Annotated in this window: 22 protein-coding genes; 5 read left to right on the forward strand and 17 right to left on the reverse strand. The window is 61.5% G+C overall.

Annotated elements, in window-relative coordinates; genetic code table 11:
• Nucleotides 1-5 precede the first annotated feature (5 nt).
• Together AD670_RS02345 and trmB are read left to right on the forward strand one after the other, a co-directional pair.
• Complete coding sequence (locus tag AD670_RS02345; protein WP_017845016.1) at nucleotides 6-800, forward strand: thiazole synthase; 795 nt, start codon at nucleotides 6-8, stop codon at nucleotides 798-800.
• A gap of 9 nt (nucleotides 801-809) precedes the next feature.
• Nucleotides 810-1,535, forward strand: a complete 726-nt coding sequence (trmB, locus tag AD670_RS02350; RefSeq protein WP_053127983.1) for a tRNA (guanosine(46)-N7)-methyltransferase TrmB — start codon at nucleotides 810-812, stop codon at nucleotides 1,533-1,535.
• Between the two features lie 79 nt (nucleotides 1,536-1,614).
• Here trmB and AD670_RS02355 read toward each other — a convergent pair whose 3' ends face one another.
• The 9 genes from AD670_RS02355 to AD670_RS02395 form a co-directional block, all read right to left on the reverse strand.
• The gene (locus AD670_RS02355) at nucleotides 1,615-1,938 is read right to left on the reverse strand and encodes a DUF3392 domain-containing protein (protein WP_010207241.1); all 324 of its coding nucleotides are present in this window, start codon (nucleotides 1,936-1,938) and stop codon (nucleotides 1,615-1,617) included.
• An 18-nt stretch (nucleotides 1,939-1,956) separates the two neighbouring features.
• Nucleotides 1,957-3,096, reverse strand: coding sequence for a radical SAM family heme chaperone HemW (gene hemW / locus AD670_RS02360; protein ID WP_218187618.1), 1,140 nt, complete (start codon nucleotides 3,094-3,096; stop codon nucleotides 1,957-1,959).
• 59 nt (nucleotides 3,097-3,155) lie between these two features.
• The gene (rdgB, locus tag AD670_RS02365; RefSeq protein WP_053127987.1) at nucleotides 3,156-3,752 is read right to left on the reverse strand and encodes an RdgB/HAM1 family non-canonical purine NTP pyrophosphatase; all 597 of its coding nucleotides are present in this window, start codon (nucleotides 3,750-3,752) and stop codon (nucleotides 3,156-3,158) included.
• Nucleotides 3,749-4,183 (reverse strand): DUF4426 domain-containing protein, encoded by a 435-nt coding sequence (locus AD670_RS02370; RefSeq protein ID WP_053127989.1) that lies wholly within the window; start codon nucleotides 4,181-4,183, stop codon nucleotides 3,749-3,751. The genes rdgB and AD670_RS02370 overlap by 4 nt, the downstream gene beginning before the upstream one ends.
• 21 nt (nucleotides 4,184-4,204) lie before the next feature.
• Nucleotides 4,205-4,825, reverse strand: a complete 621-nt coding sequence (gene metW, locus AD670_RS02375) for a methionine biosynthesis protein MetW (RefSeq protein WP_003213768.1) — start codon at nucleotides 4,823-4,825, stop codon at nucleotides 4,205-4,207.
• Nucleotides 4,826-4,832: 7 nt separating this feature from the next.
• Nucleotides 4,833-5,972 carry a homoserine O-acetyltransferase gene (locus AD670_RS02380; protein ID WP_053127991.1) on the reverse strand — a complete coding sequence of 380 codons (1,140 nt, stop codon included), beginning with the start codon at nucleotides 5,970-5,972 and terminating at the stop codon, nucleotides 4,833-4,835.
• Between the two features lie 132 nt (nucleotides 5,973-6,104).
• Complete coding sequence (locus tag AD670_RS02385; RefSeq protein ID WP_053127993.1) at nucleotides 6,105-6,692, reverse strand: YggT family protein; 588 nt, start codon at nucleotides 6,690-6,692, stop codon at nucleotides 6,105-6,107.
• A gap of 24 nt (nucleotides 6,693-6,716) precedes the next feature.
• Nucleotides 6,717-7,535, reverse strand: coding sequence for a pyrroline-5-carboxylate reductase (gene proC / locus AD670_RS02390; RefSeq protein WP_053127995.1), 819 nt, complete (start codon nucleotides 7,533-7,535; stop codon nucleotides 6,717-6,719).
• Between the two features lie 24 nt (nucleotides 7,536-7,559).
• Nucleotides 7,560-8,255: a YggS family pyridoxal phosphate-dependent enzyme gene (locus AD670_RS02395; RefSeq protein ID WP_053127997.1), complete on the reverse strand. Its 696-nt coding sequence runs from the start codon at nucleotides 8,253-8,255 to the stop codon at nucleotides 7,560-7,562.
• 57 nt (nucleotides 8,256-8,312) lie between these two features.
• On the opposite strand from AD670_RS02395, the gene AD670_RS02400 reads away from it, so the two are divergent.
• Entirely contained in the window at nucleotides 8,313-9,347 is a 1,035-nt protein-coding gene (locus tag AD670_RS02400) for a type IV pilus twitching motility protein PilT (protein ID WP_053127999.1), read from the forward strand.
• A gap of 124 nt (nucleotides 9,348-9,471) precedes the next feature.
• Here the strand turns inward: AD670_RS02400 and AD670_RS02405 are convergent, their stop codons facing one another.
• Nucleotides 9,472-10,107, reverse strand: coding sequence for a C40 family peptidase (locus AD670_RS02405; protein ID WP_053128001.1), 636 nt, complete (start codon nucleotides 10,105-10,107; stop codon nucleotides 9,472-9,474).
• A gap of 250 nt (nucleotides 10,108-10,357) precedes the next feature.
• On the opposite strand from AD670_RS02405, the gene AD670_RS02410 reads away from it, so the two are divergent.
• A complete protein-coding gene (locus tag AD670_RS02410; protein ID WP_053128003.1) occupies nucleotides 10,358-10,786 on the forward strand; it encodes a TM2 domain-containing protein in 429 nt (142 codons plus the stop codon).
• A gap of 126 nt (nucleotides 10,787-10,912) precedes the next feature.
• On the opposite strand, the gene AD670_RS02415 is transcribed toward AD670_RS02410, so the two are convergent.
• The 7 genes from AD670_RS02415 to gshB form a co-directional block, all read right to left on the reverse strand.
• Nucleotides 10,913-12,184 (reverse strand): dihydroorotase, encoded by a 1,272-nt coding sequence (locus tag AD670_RS02415; RefSeq protein WP_053128005.1) that lies wholly within the window; start codon nucleotides 12,182-12,184, stop codon nucleotides 10,913-10,915.
• The gene (locus tag AD670_RS02420; RefSeq protein ID WP_048722533.1) at nucleotides 12,181-13,185 is read right to left on the reverse strand and encodes an aspartate carbamoyltransferase catalytic subunit; all 1,005 of its coding nucleotides are present in this window, start codon (nucleotides 13,183-13,185) and stop codon (nucleotides 12,181-12,183) included. Before AD670_RS02420 ends, AD670_RS02415 begins: the two co-directional genes overlap by 4 nt.
• 24 nt (nucleotides 13,186-13,209) lie before the next feature.
• Nucleotides 13,210-13,716, reverse strand: coding sequence for a bifunctional pyr operon transcriptional regulator/uracil phosphoribosyltransferase PyrR (pyrR, locus tag AD670_RS02425; RefSeq protein WP_053128007.1), 507 nt, complete (start codon nucleotides 13,714-13,716; stop codon nucleotides 13,210-13,212).
• 153 nt (nucleotides 13,717-13,869) lie between these two features.
• The gene (gene ruvX / locus AD670_RS02430; protein ID WP_005792259.1) at nucleotides 13,870-14,307 is read right to left on the reverse strand and encodes a Holliday junction resolvase RuvX; all 438 of its coding nucleotides are present in this window, start codon (nucleotides 14,305-14,307) and stop codon (nucleotides 13,870-13,872) included.
• Nucleotides 14,307-14,876, reverse strand: a complete 570-nt coding sequence (locus AD670_RS02435) for a YqgE/AlgH family protein (protein ID WP_053128009.1) — start codon at nucleotides 14,874-14,876, stop codon at nucleotides 14,307-14,309. The genes ruvX and AD670_RS02435 overlap by 1 nt, the downstream gene beginning before the upstream one ends.
• 88 nt (nucleotides 14,877-14,964) lie before the next feature.
• On the reverse strand, nucleotides 14,965-15,870 hold the full coding sequence (locus tag AD670_RS02440; protein WP_053128011.1) for an energy transducer TonB: 906 nt from the start codon (nucleotides 15,868-15,870) through the stop codon (nucleotides 14,965-14,967).
• A 77-nt stretch (nucleotides 15,871-15,947) separates the two neighbouring features.
• Entirely contained in the window at nucleotides 15,948-16,901 is a 954-nt protein-coding gene (gshB, locus tag AD670_RS02445) for a glutathione synthase (RefSeq protein ID WP_053128013.1), read from the reverse strand.
• Between the two features lie 239 nt (nucleotides 16,902-17,140).
• On the opposite strand from gshB, the gene pilG reads away from it, so the two are divergent.
• Nucleotides 17,141-17,548 (forward strand): twitching motility response regulator PilG, encoded by a 408-nt coding sequence (gene pilG, locus AD670_RS02450; RefSeq protein ID WP_027606081.1) that lies wholly within the window; start codon nucleotides 17,141-17,143, stop codon nucleotides 17,546-17,548.
• The last annotated feature ends 32 nt before the right edge of the window (nucleotides 17,549-17,580 follow it).

Here is a 17,580-nt window from a genome sequence, read left to right on the forward strand (position 1 = left end):
TTCCCATGAGCATCGTTCGTAGCGACAAGCCCTTCGTCCTGGCCGGTCGTACCTACCAGTCCCGTCTGCTGGTCGGCACCGGCAAGTACCGCGACATGGAAGAAACCCGTCTGGCCATCGAAGCCTCCGGCGCCGAGATCGTGACCGTGGCCGTGCGCCGCACCAACATCGGCCAGAACCCGGGCGAACCGAACCTGCTGGATATCCTGCCGCCGGACCGCTACACCATCCTGCCGAACACCGCCGGTTGCTACGACGCCATCGAAGCCGTGCGCACCTGCCGCCTGGCCCGCGAGCTGCTCGATGGTCACAATCTGGTCAAGCTGGAAGTGCTGGCAGACCAGAAAACCCTGTTTCCCAACGTGATCGAAACCCTCAAGGCCGCTGAAACCCTGGTCAAGGAAGGTTTCGACGTGATGGTCTACACCAGTGACGACCCGATCATCGCCCGCCAACTCGCCGAAATCGGCTGCATCGCTGTGATGCCGCTCGCCGGCCTGATCGGTACGGGCCTGGGGATCTGCAATCCGTACAACCTGCAGATCATCCTGGAAGAAGCCAAAATCCCGGTGCTGGTGGATGCGGGCGTGGGCACTGCCTCTGACGCCACCATCGCCATGGAGCTGGGTTGCGAAGCGGTGCTGATGAACTCGGCCATCGCCAATGCCCAGCAGCCGATCATGATGGCCGAAGCCATGAAACACGCCATCGTTGCGGGCCGTCTGGCCTACCTCGCCGGGCGCATGCCGAAAAAACTCTACGCCAGCGCCTCTTCGCCGCTGGATGGTCTGATCAAGTAAGAGCCATTGATGACTGAATCAAACGAAACGCCGAACACCGTGGAAGAAGGCGACGAGTCCAAGCACCGCCGCATCAAGAGTTTTGTGATGCGCGCCGGCCGCATGACCGAAGGCCAGCAAAAGGGCCTGGAGCAAGGTACGCCGCTGTTCATCCTGCCCCTGGCCGACGCGCCGGTGGACTATGACCAGGTGTTCGGCCGTTCGGCCCCACGCTCCCTGGAAATCGGGTTTGGCATGGGCCACTCCCTGCTGGAAATGGCCGCAGCCTCGCCGGAACAGGACTTCATCGGCGTGGAAGTGCACCGTCCGGGTGTCGGCGCGCTGCTCAATGGTGTGCTGACCCAAGGCCTGACCAACCTGCGGGTCTATGACTGCGACGCGATCGAAGTGCTCAACCGCTGCATCGCCGATAACAGCCTCGACCGCCTGATGCTGTTTTTCCCGGACCCTTGGCACAAGAGCCGTCACCACAAGCGCCGCATCGTCCAGGCCTCCTTCGCAGAGCTGGTGCGCAGCAAGCTGAAAGTCGGCGGTATCCTGCACATGGCCACCGACTGGGAACCGTACGCCGAATACATGCTGGAAGTGATGGACGTTGCCCCTGGCTACCGCAACCTGGCGGAAGACGGCAAATGCGTACCACGCCCGGCCGAACGCCCGATCACCAAGTTCGAACGCCGTGGCGAGCGGTTGGGGCATGGGGTTTGGGATTTGAAGTTCGAGAAGCTGGCGTAACTCGCCACTGACTTGAAATGCAATTCAATGTGGGAGGGGGCAAGCCTCCTCCCACAGTTGTTTTGTGTTGGATTTGAGCTCAGCGGCGGTCGGCGACGACGCCAATCAACACCAGCACCACCACCAGCACCGGCGCCAGGCTGTAGTTATTGAACTGGCTCAATCCCCGCACAATCCACGGCGTCGCATAGATCAGCGCCGCACCACTGCCGATCATGCACAGCAGGGCCATCAACGGTACGCGCAACGCGCCAGCAACGCTGCCCAGGCGCGCCTCGACCCAACCCTTGATGTCAGCGCCAAACAGCACCAGCAAACATCCCACAAGGGCCAGGGATATTTCCGACAGGTTGCTGCGGCTCCAGCGGGATACGGTGGCGAGCAGGTCGAGTACCAAATCCATTCGATTTCCTTAGAGCGATCAGCTCAAAAACTTCTGCAACAGGTCATTGAGAAACAGTTGCCCACGGTCGGTGGCCGCCAGGCGTGACGGTTCGACCTGCATTAAGCCACTTTGTTCTGCCTCGCGACGCGCCTCATCCAGGCTCGCCAGGTCGAGGCCGGTACGTTCGGCGTAAAGCCTGGCCTCGACGCCTTCGGTGAGGCGCAGCGCGTTCATCAGGAACTCGAACGGCAACTCTTCGTTGGTCAGTTCCTTCGCCCCGGCCTGGAAGTTTTTGGCCGGGTTGAGGTAGTCCTTCGGCGCGCGGGTTTTCCAGGTGCGCACAATGCGCCCGTCGGGGTGGCTGAGCTTGCCGTGGGCGCCGGCACCGATGCCGATAAAGTCGCCAAAACTCCAGTAGTTGAGGTTATGCCGCGCCGGGCGGCCAGCTTGGGCGTAGGCCGACACTTCATATTGCGCGTAACCGTGTTCGGCCAGCAGCGCCTGGCCAGCTTCCTGGATGTCCCACAGGGTGTCGTCTTCCGGCAGCGCAGGTGGCTGGTTCCAGAACACGGTGTTGGGTTCCAGGGTCAGCTGGTACCAGGACAGGTGCGTGGGTTTTAGCGCAATGGCCTGGCGCAGGTCGCTCAAGGCGTCTTCCAGGGACTGGTCCGGCAAGCCGTGCATCAGGTCCAGGTTGAAGTTATCGAACCCGGCCTGGCGCGCCATCCCGGCGGCGCGTACGGCTTCGTCGCCGTTGTGGATGCGGCCCAGGGCCTCAAGCTTTTCCTGCTGGAAGCTCTGGATGCCGATGGACAGCCGGTTGATCCCCAGCTTGCGGTAAGCGACGAACTTCTCTTGCTCGAACGTGCCGGGGTTGGCTTCCAGGGTGATCTCGATATCACCGGCAAACGGGATGCGTGCTTCCACGCCTTGGAGCAGTCGGCCCAGCGCCGCAGCACTGAACAGGCTTGGGGTGCCGCCCCCGAAGAAGATCGAACTCAGTTCGCGCCCATACACCGCGTGCAGGTCCTGATCGAGGTCAGTCAGCAAGGCGTCGACGTATTCCTCTTCCGGCAGCACCTTGCTGGCGGTGTGGGAGTTGAAGTCGCAATAAGGGCATTTGCGCACGCACCACGGGATGTGGATATACAGCGCCAGGGGCGGCAGCACCGGCATGGCCGCCCGAGGTGTTTGCGCGCCACCGTGGATCAGCGGCTGCGCGGAGGTGTTCTGGGTCATTTCAAGCTCAGGCGTTGGCGCAGCAAATCCATTGCGCGGGCGCGGTGGCTGATCTGGTTTTTGTCGGCCGGGCTCAGTTCGGCGCTGGAAACATTGCGTTCCGGCACCCAGAACAGCGGGTCATAGCCAAAACCGTGTTCACCACTGGCCGCATGCAGGATGCGCCCGTGCCACAGGCCTTCGCACAGGATCGGCAGCGGGTCATCGGCATGCCGCACCAAGGCCAGCACGCAGACGAACTGCGCGCCGCGCTCGCCATCCGGCACGTCCTTGAGGGCGTCCAGCAGCTTGGCGTTGTTGGCCGCGTCGCCCTTGCCATCGGCATAACGCGCCGAGTAGATACCAGGGGCGCCGCCGAGGAAGTCCACCGCCAGGCCCGAATCATCGGCCAGCGCCGGAAGGCCCGAGATGCGTGCGGCATTGCGTGCCTTGAGGATGGCGTTCTCGACGAACGACAGGCCGGTCTCTTCCGGCTCCACCTGGCTGAACTCGCCGATCGAGCGCAGTTGCACGGAGTCGCCGAGCATGGCCTGGAGTTCTTTGAGTTTGCCGGCGTTATGGCTGGCCAGGACGAGTTGGGTCAGGTTCATCATTCGGCCGGAAACAGTTCTTGGTTGAATTGGAAGCTATGGGCTTTGCCGCCGGTTTCGACGTTGATGGTAAACGTCTTGTATTCGCGCTGGGTCACGGAGTAGGGCGCGAGGTAGTTGATTCCGCCTTTCTCGTTGATCTGCTTGAACGTCAGGATCTCGCTCTTGCCCCCCAGGTCCTTGATGGTGCCGGTCACCTGTGCCGCCACCGGCGTCACGCCCTTGATCACGGCCACATTGATCAGGCCCTTCTCCTTGCTGCGCACCACGCCAACTTTCTGGGCGGTTTCCGGTTGCAGGAAGCTGGAGGTGAAGGTGTTGTAATGAACGGTGATATCGCCGAAGTCTTTCTTGCGATTAGCGTCGATAGTGTCCGCTGCCATGGCGCTGGCGCCCAGGCATGCGGTCAGTAGAAAAATAGCCAAGCGACTCATGATCGTCCCTCTTGAAAATGGTTAGACGGCAATCTGGTGATCCGTCAGGCCAGGACTGCTGACCCGGTAGATACCGATTTCGCCCAACAGATTGGGCCATAGCTTACTCGCCCAGCCATGACGATGCTGTTGATCGACGGCAAGGCGATTGATCACCTTGGCTTCGCGCTCGCCACACAGGGCTTCGAAGTCTTCGAAGGTGCAGAAGTGAATGTTGGGTGTGTTGTACCAGGTGTACGGCAGGAAGTCCGACACCGGCATGCGGCCCTTGGTCGCCAGGTACCAGCGGCAGCGCCAGTGCCCGAAGTTGGGGAAGGTGATGATGCACTGGCGGCCCACGCGCAGCATTTCGTCGAGGATACGGTCCGGGTAGTGCACCGCTTGCAGGGCCTGGGTCATCACCACGATATCGAAGCTGTTGCTGGCAAAATTGCCCAGGCCCTTGTCCAGGTCCTGCTCGATCACGTTGATGCCCTTGGCCACGCACTGGGCGATGTTGTCCGGGTCGTTTTCCAGGCCGTAGCCGGTGACTTGCTTGTTGTCGCGCAGCCAGCTCAGCAGTTCGCCATCACCGCAGCCCAGGTCGAGCACGCGGCTGCCGGCGGGGATCCAGTCTTGGATGATTTCCAGGTCGGCTCTCATGGCGTTCTCACAGAGTTATGCGGTTCATGTAGTTGCCAAAGGCCTGCAGGTAGCGCGGGATCGGGATCAGGAAAGCGTCATGGCCTTGCGGGGCATCGATTTCCAGGTAGCAGACGTCTTTGCGGGCGGCCATCAGGGCGTCCACCAGTTCGCGGGAACGGGCCGGCGAGAAGCGCCAGTCGGTGGTGAACGACATGACGCAGAACTTGGCCGTGGCGCCTTCGAAGGTTTTCGCCAGGTCGTCGTCATGGTTGGCGGCCGGGTCGAAGTAGTCCAGGGCCTTGGTCATCAGCAGGTAGGTGTTGGCGTCGAAACGCCCGGAGAACTCCTCGCCCTGATAACGCAGGTAGCTTTCCACCTGGAACTCGACACTGTGGAAGTCGTAGTTGAGCTTTTCGCTCTTGAGGCCACGGCCGAATTTTTCACCCATGGAGTCATCGGACAGGTAGGTGATATGCCCGACCATCCGCGCCAGCATCAAGCCGCGCTTGGGGATCACCCCGGCCTCCTGGAACGAGCCACCGTGGAACTCGGGGTCGGTCAGGATCGCCTGGCGCGCCACTTCGTTGAAGGCGATGTTCTGCGCCGACAATTTGGGGGCCGAGGCAATCGCCAGGCAATGGCGCACGCGATCCGGGTAGGTGATGGTCCATTGCAGGGCCTGCATGCCGCCCAGGCTGCCGCCGATCACAGCGGCCCATTGCTCGATGCCCAGCCGGTCGGCGAGGCGCGCCTGGCTGTGCACCCAGTCTTCCACGGTGAGCACCGGGAAGTCGGCGCCGAACGGCCTGCCGGTTTCCGGGTTGAGGCTGCTGGGGCCGGTGGAGCCATTGCAGCCGCCAAGGTTGTTCAGGCTGACCACAAAAAACCGGTTGGTGTCGATGGGTTTGCCGGGGCCGATGCAGCTGTCCCACCAGCCGGGCTTGCGCTCGTCAACGCTATGGAAACCCGCGGCATGATGATGACCGGAGAGGGCGTGGCAGATCAGCACGGCGTTGCTCGCCGTGGCGTTCAGTTGGCCGTAGGTTTCATAGATCAGGTCGTAGGCGGGCAGCGAACGGCCGCAGGCCAAGGCCAGCGGTTCGCTGAAGTGCGCCACTTGGGGCACGACCAGTCCAACAGAATCGGGGGGAAAGGCAGTTGGCATCGACCCTGCTCTCGTTTAAATGAGGCGTAAGTCTAAAGACCGCTGCCCCCAGCGGCAAGCAAAGGCGGGGTGGTTGCGCAGATCGTTCCCACACAGAGTGAGGGAACGATCAAGAGGGTCATCCGAGGGGGATCAGATCAGCCCGAACAACAGCGGCGGCATGGCGACGAATTCCGCCAGGTTTGGAATCGCCCAGCTTTGCAGGAGTTGGATCGCGATGAAGGCGAAAATCGGCGAGATATCCAGGCCACCCAGGTTGGGGATCCAGCGACGGAACGGTGCCAACACCGGCTCAGTGATCTGCGACACCAGCTCGGCGCCTGGGCTGCGGCTACCCGGTGCGACCCAGGAGAGGATCACACTGATGATCATCGACCAGAAAATGATCTTCAAAAACAACGAGAAGATCCCGATCAGTGCCCACGGCAGCAACAGCAGGGTCTTGGGCAGGTAGCCCTTGAGCATCAGGATGACTGCGAACAGCAGGATCTGCAGCAGCAGCGCCAGTACCAGCGAAGACATGTCCAGGCCGAACATGCTCGGGATCACCCGGCGCAGTGGCTTGAGCAGCGGTTGCGTGGCCTTCACCACGAATTGGCACAGCGGGTTGTAGAAGTTCGCCCGCACCAGTTGCAGGATAAAGCGCATCAGCACGATCAGCAGGTACAGGCTGCCCAGCGTCTGGATGATGAAGATGACAGCGTCATTGAGTCCGAGCATCATTTATTCCTTTGTAAGGGACGACTATTGGCCCAGTTGTTCGGCCAGTTCAGCCGAACGGTGCGCAGCGGCGCCGAGAGCCTTTTCCACCAGGGCTTCAAAGCCCCCGGCCTGGAACGATTCGATGGCCGCTTGGGTGGTGCCGCCCGGGGAGGTTACGCGGCGACGCAACTCAGCGGCGTCCACATCACTGGCCACGGCCATCTGCGCAGCGCCCAGGGCGGTCTGCTCGGCCAGTTGCTCGGCGACTTCGTGTGGCAGGCCCAGTTTCACCCCGGCAGCGGTCATGGCTTCGATCAGCAGGAAGAAGTACGCCGGGCCGCTGCCGGAAACGGCGGTGACCGCGTCCAGTTGCTGCTCCTGTTCCAGCCACAGGGCGATGCCCACGGCGGACAGCAGTTCCTGGGCCTGGTCACGTTGCTCGGCGCTCACTTCGTGGGTGGCGTACAAACCGCTCACGCCCTTGCGCAGCAGCGCCGGGGTGTTGGGCATGCAGCGCACGATCGGTTGCGCGCCGAGCCAGTTGTTCATGCTCGCGCAGGTGATGCCTGCGGCGATTGACACCACCAGTTGGTGTGGCTGCAGGCTCGGGCGCAGGCTTTCGCACACGGCCTTCATGGCCTGGGGCTTGACCGCCAGGACGATCACATCGACACCCTGGATGGCCTCGGCGTTATCGGCGAAGGTTTCGATACCGTGCTCGGCGCTGACGCGGGCACGGGTGTCGGCGCCCGGGTCGCTGGCGCGGATCTGCGCGGCGTCCAGGCCCTTGGCCCGCAGGCCACCGATCAGGCTGGCCGCCATGTTTCCGGCGCCGATAAAGGCAATACGCGTGTTGCTCATGACAGGTCCTTATTCAGAGGGAAGTCAGCCCTTGGAGGGCTGGCCGTAGTCGCGGGCGCCAAACAGGGCGGTACCGATCCGCACCCAGGTAGCGCCTTGGGCGATGGCCGACTCAAGGTCGTGGCTCATGCCCATGGAAAGTGTGTCGAGCGGCAGGTTCAGGCTGTTTTGCAGGTCGCGCACGCTGGCGAACGCTGCGTCTTGTTCGGCCCGATCTTCCGTCGGCTCGGGAATTGCCATCAAACCCCGTAGCTTCAGGCGCGGCAGGGCGCTGATCGCGTTGGCCAGGGCCGGCAGGTCGGCGGGCGTACAACCGGACTTGCTGGCCTCGCCACTGACATTGACCTGGATGCAGATATTCAACGCTGGCAGGTCGGCCGGACGTTGTTCGGACAGGCGTTGTGCAATTTTGAGGCGGTCCACGGAATGCACCCAAGCGAAATTCTCGGCGATCGCGCGAGTCTTGTTCGATTGAATGGGGCCGATGAAGTGCCAACTCAAGGGCAGGTCGGTTAATTCGGCCTGTTTGCCCAGGGCCTCCTGCAGATAGTTTTCACCAAACTCGTGCATCCCGGCGGCATAGGCTTCGCGCAGGGCTTGCGCGGGTTTGGTCTTGCTCACGGCCAGCAGGTGGATGCTGTTTGCGTCACGTTGCACGGCGTCGGCTGCGGCGCGGATGCGCTGGCTAACCAGGCCGATGTTGTCTGCTATCGTCGACATTCAAGATGCGCCCGTGGATATGGAGTCCGCGGCATTCTACTGGAAATGGAAAGCCCTATGGATATCACTGAATTGCTGGTGGACAGCGTGCGTCGGGGCGCCTCCGACCTGCATCTGTCGGCCGGTGTGGCACCCATGCTGCGGATCGATGGAGAGGTCTGGCCGCTGGATTGGCCGGTGCTTTCACCCGCGCAAGTGGCGGACTTATTGAGTCCGCTGCTCAGCAGCCACCAACAAAAGGATTTCGAAACATCTCTCGAAACGGATTTTGCCTTCGAACTGCCCGGTGTGGCGCGGTTCCGGGTGAATGTGTTCCAGCAGGATCGCGGCATGGGCGCGGTGTTTCGCACCATTGCGGCCGAGGTCCAGAGCCTGGAAAGCCTCGGGTTGGGAGAAGTGTTCCGGCGTATCGCCCAGCTACCGCGCGGCCTGGTGCTGGTGACGGGGCCTACCGGCAGCGGTAAATCCACCACCCTGGCGGCGATGATCGATTACCTCAATCAGCATCGGCGCCAGCACATCCTCACGCTGGAAGACCCCATCGAATTTATCCACACGCCAAAAATCGCGCTGATCAACCAGCGTCAGGTCCGCCGCGATACCCATAGCTTTTCTACCGCGCTGCGTTCGGCGTTACGGGAAGACCCGGATGTGATCCTGGTGGGCGAGTTGCGCGACTTGGAAACCATCCGCCTGGCCCTGACCGCGGCTGAGACCGGGCACCTGGTGTTTGGCACCCTGCACACCACCTCTGCGGCAAAGACCGTGGACCGGCTGGTGGACGTGTTCCCGGCGGGGGAAAAGGCCATGGTCCGCTCAATGCTGTCCGAGTCGTTGCAGGCGGTGGTGTCCCAGGTACTGGTCAAGAAGATCGGCGGCGGGCGGGTGGCGGCCCATGAAATCATGTTGGGCACCCCGGCCATTCGTAACTTGATCCGCGAAGACAAGGTGGCGCAGATGGTCTCAGCGATTCAGACCGGTGGGGCGCTGGGCATGAAGACGCTGGATATGAGCTTGAAGGCGTTGGTCACGGAGGGCGTGATCAGCCGTGAAGAGGCACGGGAGAAGGCGAGGGTGCCTGGGGATATATAAGCACGTCTAAATGTGGGAGGGGGCTTGCCCCGATAGCAGTGGGTCAGGTACAGATAAGCTGACTGATCCACCGCTATCGGGAGCAAGCCCCCTCCCACATTGACTACTGCATTCCAGCGTCAGATCAGCGTTGTACTACCCGCAACGTGTTCTGCTCTTTCGGCAGGACCCGCTTGGCAATCACGTAGTTCTTGTCCCAGAACGGCTTTTTCAGCGTGTCGATGCTGACAGCCTTGCCACGACGCGGTGCGTGGATAAAACGGTCATTGCCCAGGTAAATGGCAACGTGGTTCACCTGGCGGCTCTTCAGTTTGAAGAACAGCAGGTCACCCGGTTTCAGGTCCTTGCGCTCAACCTTCTGCCCGTGGCCGGCGGCCATGGCGTTGGAGGTGCGCGGCAGATCCACGGCGGCTACGTCGTTAAACGCATATTTCACCAGGCCGCTGCAGTCGAACCCTTTACTTGGGCTGCTGCCGCCCCAACGATAAGGCGTACCGAGCACGTTTACGGCGCGGCTGAGGACGGTGCTGCTCTGCTTGGTGTTGACTGCCACCAGGCCCGGAACTGCTTTGCCGTGGGCCTTGCTCAGTTGAGTCGGGCGGCTGACGGTCGGCTTTGCCGATTTGGCAGTGCTTGGCGTGCTGTGGACTTTAGGGGTGAAACCGTTGACGTTTGGAAGTCGTTGCTCACGATTGGTGGCGTGGGCGGCCAGTGGCATTAATAGGCAAATGGTTAGCCATGTCTTGAAAAATGGTCGCATTAGGCGTGGCTCTTATGGGTTTGCGCGCAACTTTATAACAGCTTTTTGTGTCGTTCTCAGGCCGTTTGTCGACTGAACCTTGGGGTCAAACTCAGGAAAAACGCGACGATTCGCCGCGATTGTCCTACACAAGTCAGGTGGCATAAGGCTTTCAGGGGAGGGAAGATACCATTTGCCGTACGTCGGGCGCCTGTAAAAAAGTCACAAAGAAAGTGAAAAAATTTATCTATCGAAGCAAATGAGGTACTCCATGAACACCTATCAACAGGTTGGTTCGCAGCAAGACACTCACAGCAAGGTGATCGGTTACCTGCTGTGGATTTTCGGGTTTACCGGGGCCCATCGCTTCTATTACGGCAAGCCCGTGACCGGCACGATCTGGTTTTTCACCCTGGGTTTGCTTGGAATCGGCTGGCTGATCGACCTCTTCCTCATCCCGGCCATGGACCGTGAAGCGGACCTGCGTTTTACCGCTGGCCCTATCGAATACAACGTGGCGTGGATTCTGTTGGCGTTTCTGGGGGTGTTCGGCGTGCACCGCATGTACCAGGGCAAATGGATCACCGGGCTGATCTACCTGCTGACCGGTGGTTTGTTCCTGGTGGGGGTGCTGTATGACTTCTGGACCTTGAATACCCAGGTTTCGATCCGCAATGCCGAGCGCAACGGCGGCCGGTAGATCATCAATAACCTGTAGGAGCGAGCTTGCTCGCGAAGAACGTTAACGATAACGCAGCGCTATCAGGTAGCCCGCATTGTCTATTCGTTCTTCGCGAGCAAGCTCGCTCCTACAGTTTTTAGTGGCTCAAGCCTGGTAGCTGATGCGTCCATCCACCAAGGTGTAGCGCACCGTCGCCGGCAGGCTATGGCCGATGAACGGGCAGTTCTCACCCTTGGATAGCCAGTGTTCCCCAGCAATTGCGGAGCTGGCCGGGTCAAACAGGACCAGGTCCGCTGCCGCACCTACCGCCAGTTTCCCCGCCGGCAGGCGCAAGGCTTCGGCCGGGCCGCTGCTCAGGCGTGCCAGCAGCGTCGGCAAGTCGAGCAAACCGTCTTCCACCAGCGTCATCGCCAGTGGCAGTAACAGCTCCACGCTGCTGATGCCCGGCTCTGTCGCGCCAAACGGTGCCAGCTTGGCATCCCGCTCGTGGGGCTGGTGATGGCTGGAAATCGCCGAGACTACGCCCGACTTCACTGCCGCCCGCAAACCATCACGATCGGCCAGTGTGCGCAGCGGCGGTTGTACGTGGTACAGGCTGGAGAAGTCGATCAGTGCCTCATCCGTCAGGATCAGTTGATACAACGCCACATCCGCCGTCACCGGCAAGCCACGGGCCTGGGCCTGGGCGATCAGGGCCACGCCGCGGGCGCTGGTCAGCTGGCTGAAGTGCGCACGCACGCCACTTTGCTCAACCAGCAGCAGGTCGCGGGCCAGGGCCACGGTTTCGGCGGTTTCCGGGATGCCCGGCAAGCCGAGGAAGCTGGCGACGGCGCCTTCATGGGCCAGGCCACCTTCCGCCAGGTCGCGGTCCTGGGAGTGGAAGATCACTGTCAGGTCAAAGGTCGCTGCGTATTCCAGGGCGCGGCACAGGGTGCGGGTGCTGCGAAAGCTCTCCAGGCCGTTGCCGAAGGCCACGCAACCGGCGTCGCGCAGGGCGATCAGCTCGGCGAGTTGTTCGCCTTCCAGGCCTTTGCTCAGGGCGCCGATGGGAAACACTTTGCAGTTGCCGGCTTCACGGGCGCGGTCGAGGATCAGCTCGGTCACGGCCGAGGTGTCCAGCACCGGCTTGGTGTGCGGCGGGCAGCACAGGCTGGTGACGCCACCGGCCGCAGCGGCGCGGGTTTCGCTGGCGATGCTGCCTTTGCGGCTGTAACCCGGTTCGCGCAACGCGACGTTCAGGTCCACCAGGCCAGGTGCGGCCACCAGGCCTTTGGCATCGATGGTCTCACTGGGGCTGAAATTGCTGGGTGCGGCGCCGATGGCGATGATCTTGCCGGCTTCCAGATGCAGATCGGTAACGTGATCCAGGCCACTGGCCGGATCGATGACTCGGGCGCCGAGAATGCTGAGCTTCACTGGGCCTTCTCCTGCTCGAATTGACGTTGCGCGGTTTGCCCGCTCATGGCCATGGACAACACCGCCATGCGCACGGCGATGCCATACGTGACCTGGTTGAGAATCACCGACTGGTTACCGTCGGCCACCGCCGACTCAATCTCCACGCCTCGGTTGATCGGTCCCGGGTGCATCACGATGGCATCCGGCTTGGCGCCGGCCAGGCGTGCGGTGGTCAGGCCGAACAGGCGGTAGAACTCGCCTTCGCTCGGCAGCAGGCCACCCGACATGCGTTCGCGCTGCAGGCGCAGCATGATCACTACGTCCACATCCTTGAGGCCTTCGGTCATGTCGGTGTAGACCTTCACGCCGTATTGCTCGATGCCGATGGGCAGCAGGGTTTTCGGTGCGATCACGCGGATGTCCGGGCAACCCAGGGTTTTCAGGGCCAGCATGTTCGAGCGTGCTACCCGCGAATGCAGGATGTCGCCGACGATGGCCACCGAGAGGTTTTCAAAGCTGCCCTTGTGCCGACGAATGGTGAGCATGTCGAGCATGCCCTGGGTCGGGTGGGCGTGACGGCCGTCGCCGCCGTTGATGATCGCTACCTGCGGACACACGTGCTCGGCAATGAAGTGCGCGGCACCGGAGTCGCCGTGGCGCACCACGAACATGTCGGCGGCCATCGCTTCCAGGTTGCGCAGGGTGTCGAGCAGGGTCTCGCCCTTGCTGGCCGACGAGGTGGACACGTTCAGCGTGATCACGTCGGCCGACAACCGTTGGGCCGCCAGTTCAAAGGTGGTACGGGTGCGGGTGGAGTTCTCGAAGAACACGTTGCAGATGGTCTTGCCGCGCAGCAGCGGGACTTTCTTCACCGCCCGGCCGCCAACTTCGAGGAATGAGTCGGCGGTGTCGAGGATTTCGGTGAGCAGTTCGCGGGGCAAACCGTCGAGGGACAAGAAATGTTGCAACTGGCCCTGAGCATTGAGCTGCAGCGGGCGCTTGGCATCTAGAGGCGTCATCGCGGGGACTCTTTACAAGGCGGTTTAAAGGGCAAGGTCTTGCAGTTCGAGTTCGAGCGGCGTGGGACCGGACAATTTTACTCGCTGGCTGGCCTCAAGGGACAGCGTGGCGCCAACCACGTCCGGGCTGATAGGCAGTTCGCCTGCCTCCAGGTCCAGCAGGCAGACCAGGGTGATGCTGGCCGGGCGCCCGTAATCGAACAATTCATTCATCGCGGCGCGGATGGTTCGGCCGCTCATCAGCACGTCGTCGATCAGCACCAGGTGCTGGCCTTCAATTTCGAACGGCAGGGCGGAAGGACGCACTTGTGGGTGCAGGCCGTTCTGGCTGAAGTCGTCGCGGTAGAAGGACACGTCCAGGGTACCCAAGGGGGAGTCGCTGCCCAGTTCGTCCAGCAACGCTTGGGCGACCCACACACCGCCGGTGCGAATCCCGATAAAGCGCGGTTCGCTGATGGCACGGTGTTCCAGGTGCGTCTTGAGGCTTACCGCCATCTGGCGGATCAGTTCGGCGGGGTTCGGCAGGCTCATGGTGGCTCCTTCAAGGCAGGCGATAGTGTGTAGGAGCGAGCTTGCTCGCGAAGAACTCACAGGCACCGTGTTCATCCAGGTTTCATGCGTTATCGTTGACGTTTTTCGCGAGCAAGCTCGCTCCTACAAAAAGCGACAGGCAAGCCGCGTCAGTCAGGATTCAAATAAAGCGGTGTTTTCGTCCAGCCAGCCTTGCAACAGCAAGGCGGCGGCAATGGCGTCCACCGGGTTGTCGCGGTAGCTGCCCTTCTGTCCGCCACGGTCGCGGCGCTCGCCCTTGGCTTCAAAGGTGGTCAGGCGTTCATCGTGGGTATAGAAGGGCAGGTTGTAGCGGCCGTTAAGACGGCGGGCGAACTTCTCGGCGCGCAGGCACATGTCGCTGGGGGTGCCGTCCATGTTCAGGGGCAGGCCGACCACCACGGCGTCAGGCTTCCACTCTTTAATCAGGGCTTCGACCTGGTTCCAGTCCGGTATGCCGTTCTGGGCCTTGAGGGTGCACAGTTCGCGGGCCTGGCCGGTGATCACCTGGCCGACCGCTACGCCGATCTGTTTGGTGCCGTAGTCAAAACCGAGGATCAGACGCAAGGCCATCAGGCGTGCCCCGCCTGGCTGGTCAGCAGGCTGAGGTTGACCCGCAGCTTGGCCGCTGCCGCTTCCAGGCGCAGCTCGCTTGCGGTGTTGAACAGGATGTCGGCATCGAACGGGCAGGTGAGCCAGGCATTGCTGGCGAGTTCGGCTTCCAGTTGCCCGGCTTCCCAGCCGGCGTATCCCAGGGTGATCACGCTTTGCTCAGGGCCCACGCCGTCGGCAATGGCGAACAACACGTCCTGGGAAGTGGACAGCGACACACCCTCCAGGTCCACGGTGGCCTGGAACTTCGGTCCGGTTGGGTGCAGCACAAAGCCGCGATCGGTCTGTACCGGCCCGCCGATGTAGATCGGCACGCCCTGGCAACGGGCCGGTGGGTCGACCTCCGGGCGCAGTTGCTCAAGGATATCGGCCAGGTTCAGTGCTTGCGGGCGGTTCACCACCAACCCCATGGCACCATTGGCGGTGTGCTCGACGATGTAGGTCAAGGTCTGCGCAAAGTTCGGGTCGGCCATATGGGGCATGGCGATCAGGAATTGGTGCTTGAGGTAGGTCGGGCTGACATTTTTCATGTCCGCTAGTGTGGCGTTGGAGGGGCGAACTGACAAGCTGGACGTGACCCGAATACAGTGCTGTTGGCTTTTCTGTAGGAGGGCGCTTTCAGTTGCTGGAGAGGCGGTCGCCCTTGGCAAACTTCCAGGTCCGGATAATTTCCAGGCGGTCCACGTCGTTCAAGTCGCCGCTGAACGGGGCAAAGGGCGCAGCCAGGCGCACGATGCGTTGGGCAGCCTGGTCCAGCAGCGGCTGGCCGGATGATTCCAGCACCTGCACTTCATATAGCGTCCCGTCGCGGTTGATCGACACCAATAGACGCAAATTGCCGTAAATCTGCTGGCGCCGTGCCTCTTCCGGGTAGTTGAGGTTACCGATGCGTTCGACCTTCTTACGCCACTCGTCCTTATACCAGGCGCCCTTGTCACGCATGGTCGAGGCCGCATTCAGCCGGTAGATGCGCGGGCGCTTGGCGTACAGCTGTTGCTCATGGGCCAGTTCGGCTTCCAGGCTGGAAATTTCGTCGGAGAGTGTCGAGCTATCGAACGTCGGTGCCGGCTTCACCGGCTCGGGCTGTGGTTCGGTCTTGGTTTTCTCGCGCTGGACCGGGGCTTTTTGCGGCTTGGGTGCGACGGTGGTCACGGTGGGCTTGGGCGTGGCCTGTTTGACTTCGGGCTTGGGCGCCGGCGGCGGTGTGACCTTATTGACCTTGTTGTCCTGGAAAGGCGCCACTTCAGTGGTCTTGGGGATGGCCTTCTTGTCCAGCGTACCGCTGCCCTGCTGGTTGTTCTGGGCGAGAAAATCCGCCTTCTCGGGCTTCTTTTCACTTTTGAACGTGGCGAGGGTGATTTCCAGGGTCTTGGTGATCTGCTTGGGCTCGACCATGGTGAAACCCACGCCGAGGATCAAGGCCAGGTGAATCAACGCGGCCAGGAACAGGGTAAATCCGAGCCGATCAGCCGGGCGCACGCCGCTGTGGGAGAGTTCGGGGGGCAGATCGGACGGGAGTGTCATGACAAAAAAACCAACATCGCGCGTTTCACAGGTCGCGCATGATAACGCAATGTTGGTGTGTGTCCGGCTGTTCTATGTCACTTGGCTTGCAGCTTGCGCTCGATGGCTGCCATCAACATTTCGCCGATGTTCGTGCCAAATGCATTGTCGATCTCGCGAATACAGGTCGGGCTGGTGACATTGATTTCGGTGAGGTTTTCACCAATTACGTCAAGGCCTACAAACAGCAGACCCTTTTCCCGGAGCGTCGGGCCAACTTGACTGGCGATCCAGCGGTCCTTGTCTGACAACGGCCGCGCTTCACCACGACCACCGGCTGCCAGGTTGCCACGGGTTTCGCCGGCTGCCGGGATACGCGCCAGGCAGTAATCCACCGGCTCGCCGTCGATCATCAGGATGCGCTTGTCGCCGTCCTTGATCGCCGGCAGGTAAGCCTGGCCCATGATCTGCTGGGTGCCCAGGGCAGTCAGGGTTTCGAGGATCACCGACAGGTTCGGGTCGCCGGCGCGGTGACGGAAGATCGAGGTGCCGCCCATGCCGTCCAGCGGCTTGAGGATCACATCACCGTGTTTGGCGGCGAATTCACGCAGTACATCGGCGCGACGGCTGACCACGGTCGGCGGTGTGCACTGTGGGAACAGCGTGGCAAATAGCTTTTCATTGCAGTCGCGCAGGCTTTGCGGCTTGTTGACGATCAACACGCCTGCACGCTCGGCTTGCTCCAACAGGTAGGTGGAATAGACGAATTCCATGTCGAACGGCGGATCCTTGCGCATCAGGATCACGTCCAGATCGCTCAGGGGGCTGTCGATTTCGTCCTGCAGTTCGAACCACTTCTCAGGGTTGGCAAACACCTGCAGCGGACGCATGCGTGCGCGGGCCTCGCCGTCGCCCTGGTAAAGGTCGCGCTGCTCCATATAAAACAGCGTCCAGCCCCGGGCCTGGGCGGCCAGGAGCATGGCCAGCGAGCTGTCCTTTTTATAGGAAATGCTGGCGATAGGGTCCATGACAATGCCGACGCGAACGCTCATGGGGGATTTCCTCTAGCAAATTAGGGCGCATAAAAGTGGCGTCAGAGTGGCGCTGCGGCTGTTGTGGGTCAAGGAAAAACCACTGCGCGGGTGCCTCGATAGATTGCTCCCCGAGACTGTGCTAAAAAGACTGCCACGGCGCAGCAGCCCTTGAATTCCAAGGCCTGCGGCGCTCATCCTGTGCAACATCAGGCAGTACACACCGAAAACCGATTCGCTGTGGCGATGGTAGAGCAGATATGGAACAGCATTCCAACGCCTTGAGAGTGATGGTGATCGACGATTCGAAAACGATCCGCCGCACCGCCGAGACGCTGTTGAAGAACGTGGGCTGCGATGTCATCACGGCCATCGACGGTTTCGATGCCCTGGCCCGGATTGTGGATCATCACCCGCACATTATCTTTGTCGACATCATGATGCCGCGCCTGGATGGTTATCAGACCTGCGCCCTGGTGAAGAACAACCCGGTGTTCAAGTCGATCCCGGTGATCATGCTGTCCTCCAAGGACGGCCTGTTCGACAAGGCCAAGGGGCGCATCGTGGGTGTCGATCAGTTTTTGACCAAGCCTTTCAGCAAGGAAGAGCTGCTGAGTGCGATCAAGGCCTATGTGCCAGGGTTCGCCGCAGTGGAACAAGCACACTGACGCCGCCTCACAAGGGCCGGCGCTGACCAATG

This window comes from Pseudomonas sp. MIACH (genome assembly GCF_001269925.1).
GTDB lineage: Bacteria > Pseudomonadota > Gammaproteobacteria > Pseudomonadales > Pseudomonadaceae > Aquipseudomonas.

What these genes read in the sequence shown, in the direction of transcription:
- AD670_RS02345 (WP_017845016.1), top strand. Translation starts at nt 6, where the DNA reads ATGAGCATCGTTCGTAGCGACAAGCCCTTCGTCCTGGCCGGTCGTACC.
- trmB (WP_053127983.1), top strand. Translation starts at nt 810, where the DNA reads ATGACTGAATCAAACGAAACGCCGAACACCGTGGAAGAAGGCGACGAG.
- AD670_RS02355 (WP_010207241.1), bottom strand. Translation starts at nt 1,938, where the DNA reads ATGGATTTGGTACTCGACCTGCTCGCCACCGTATCCCGCTGGAGCCGC.
- hemW (WP_218187618.1), bottom strand. Translation starts at nt 3,096, where the DNA reads ATGCCGGTGCTGCCGCCCCTGGCGCTGTATATCCACATCCCGTGGTGC.
- rdgB (WP_053127987.1), bottom strand. Translation starts at nt 3,752, where the DNA reads ATGATGAACCTGACCCAACTCGTCCTGGCCAGCCATAACGCCGGCAAA.
- AD670_RS02370 (WP_053127989.1), bottom strand. Translation starts at nt 4,183, where the DNA reads ATGAGTCGCTTGGCTATTTTTCTACTGACCGCATGCCTGGGCGCCAGC.
- metW (WP_003213768.1), bottom strand. Translation starts at nt 4,825, where the DNA reads ATGAGAGCCGACCTGGAAATCATCCAAGACTGGATCCCCGCCGGCAGC.
- AD670_RS02380 (WP_053127991.1), bottom strand. Translation starts at nt 5,972, where the DNA reads ATGCCAACTGCCTTTCCCCCCGATTCTGTTGGACTGGTCGTGCCCCAA.
- AD670_RS02385 (WP_053127993.1), bottom strand. Translation starts at nt 6,692, where the DNA reads ATGCTCGGACTCAATGACGCTGTCATCTTCATCATCCAGACGCTGGGC.
- proC (WP_053127995.1), bottom strand. Translation starts at nt 7,535, where the DNA reads ATGAGCAACACGCGTATTGCCTTTATCGGCGCCGGAAACATGGCGGCC.
- AD670_RS02395 (WP_053127997.1), bottom strand. Translation starts at nt 8,255, where the DNA reads ATGTCGACGATAGCAGACAACATCGGCCTGGTTAGCCAGCGCATCCGC.
- AD670_RS02400 (WP_053127999.1), top strand. Translation starts at nt 8,313, where the DNA reads ATGGATATCACTGAATTGCTGGTGGACAGCGTGCGTCGGGGCGCCTCC.
- AD670_RS02405 (WP_053128001.1), bottom strand. Translation starts at nt 10,107, where the DNA reads ATGCGACCATTTTTCAAGACATGGCTAACCATTTGCCTATTAATGCCA.
- AD670_RS02410 (WP_053128003.1), top strand. Translation starts at nt 10,358, where the DNA reads ATGAACACCTATCAACAGGTTGGTTCGCAGCAAGACACTCACAGCAAG.
- AD670_RS02420 (WP_048722533.1), bottom strand. Translation starts at nt 13,185, where the DNA reads ATGACGCCTCTAGATGCCAAGCGCCCGCTGCAGCTCAATGCTCAGGGC.
- pyrR (WP_053128007.1), bottom strand. Translation starts at nt 13,716, where the DNA reads ATGAGCCTGCCGAACCCCGCCGAACTGATCCGCCAGATGGCGGTAAGC.
- ruvX (WP_005792259.1), bottom strand. Translation starts at nt 14,307, where the DNA reads ATGGCCTTGCGTCTGATCCTCGGTTTTGACTACGGCACCAAACAGATC.
- AD670_RS02435 (WP_053128009.1), bottom strand. Translation starts at nt 14,876, where the DNA reads ATGAAAAATGTCAGCCCGACCTACCTCAAGCACCAATTCCTGATCGCC.
- AD670_RS02440 (WP_053128011.1), bottom strand. Translation starts at nt 15,870, where the DNA reads ATGACACTCCCGTCCGATCTGCCCCCCGAACTCTCCCACAGCGGCGTG.
- gshB (WP_053128013.1), bottom strand. Translation starts at nt 16,901, where the DNA reads ATGAGCGTTCGCGTCGGCATTGTCATGGACCCTATCGCCAGCATTTCC.
- pilG (WP_027606081.1), top strand. Translation starts at nt 17,141, where the DNA reads ATGGAACAGCATTCCAACGCCTTGAGAGTGATGGTGATCGACGATTCG.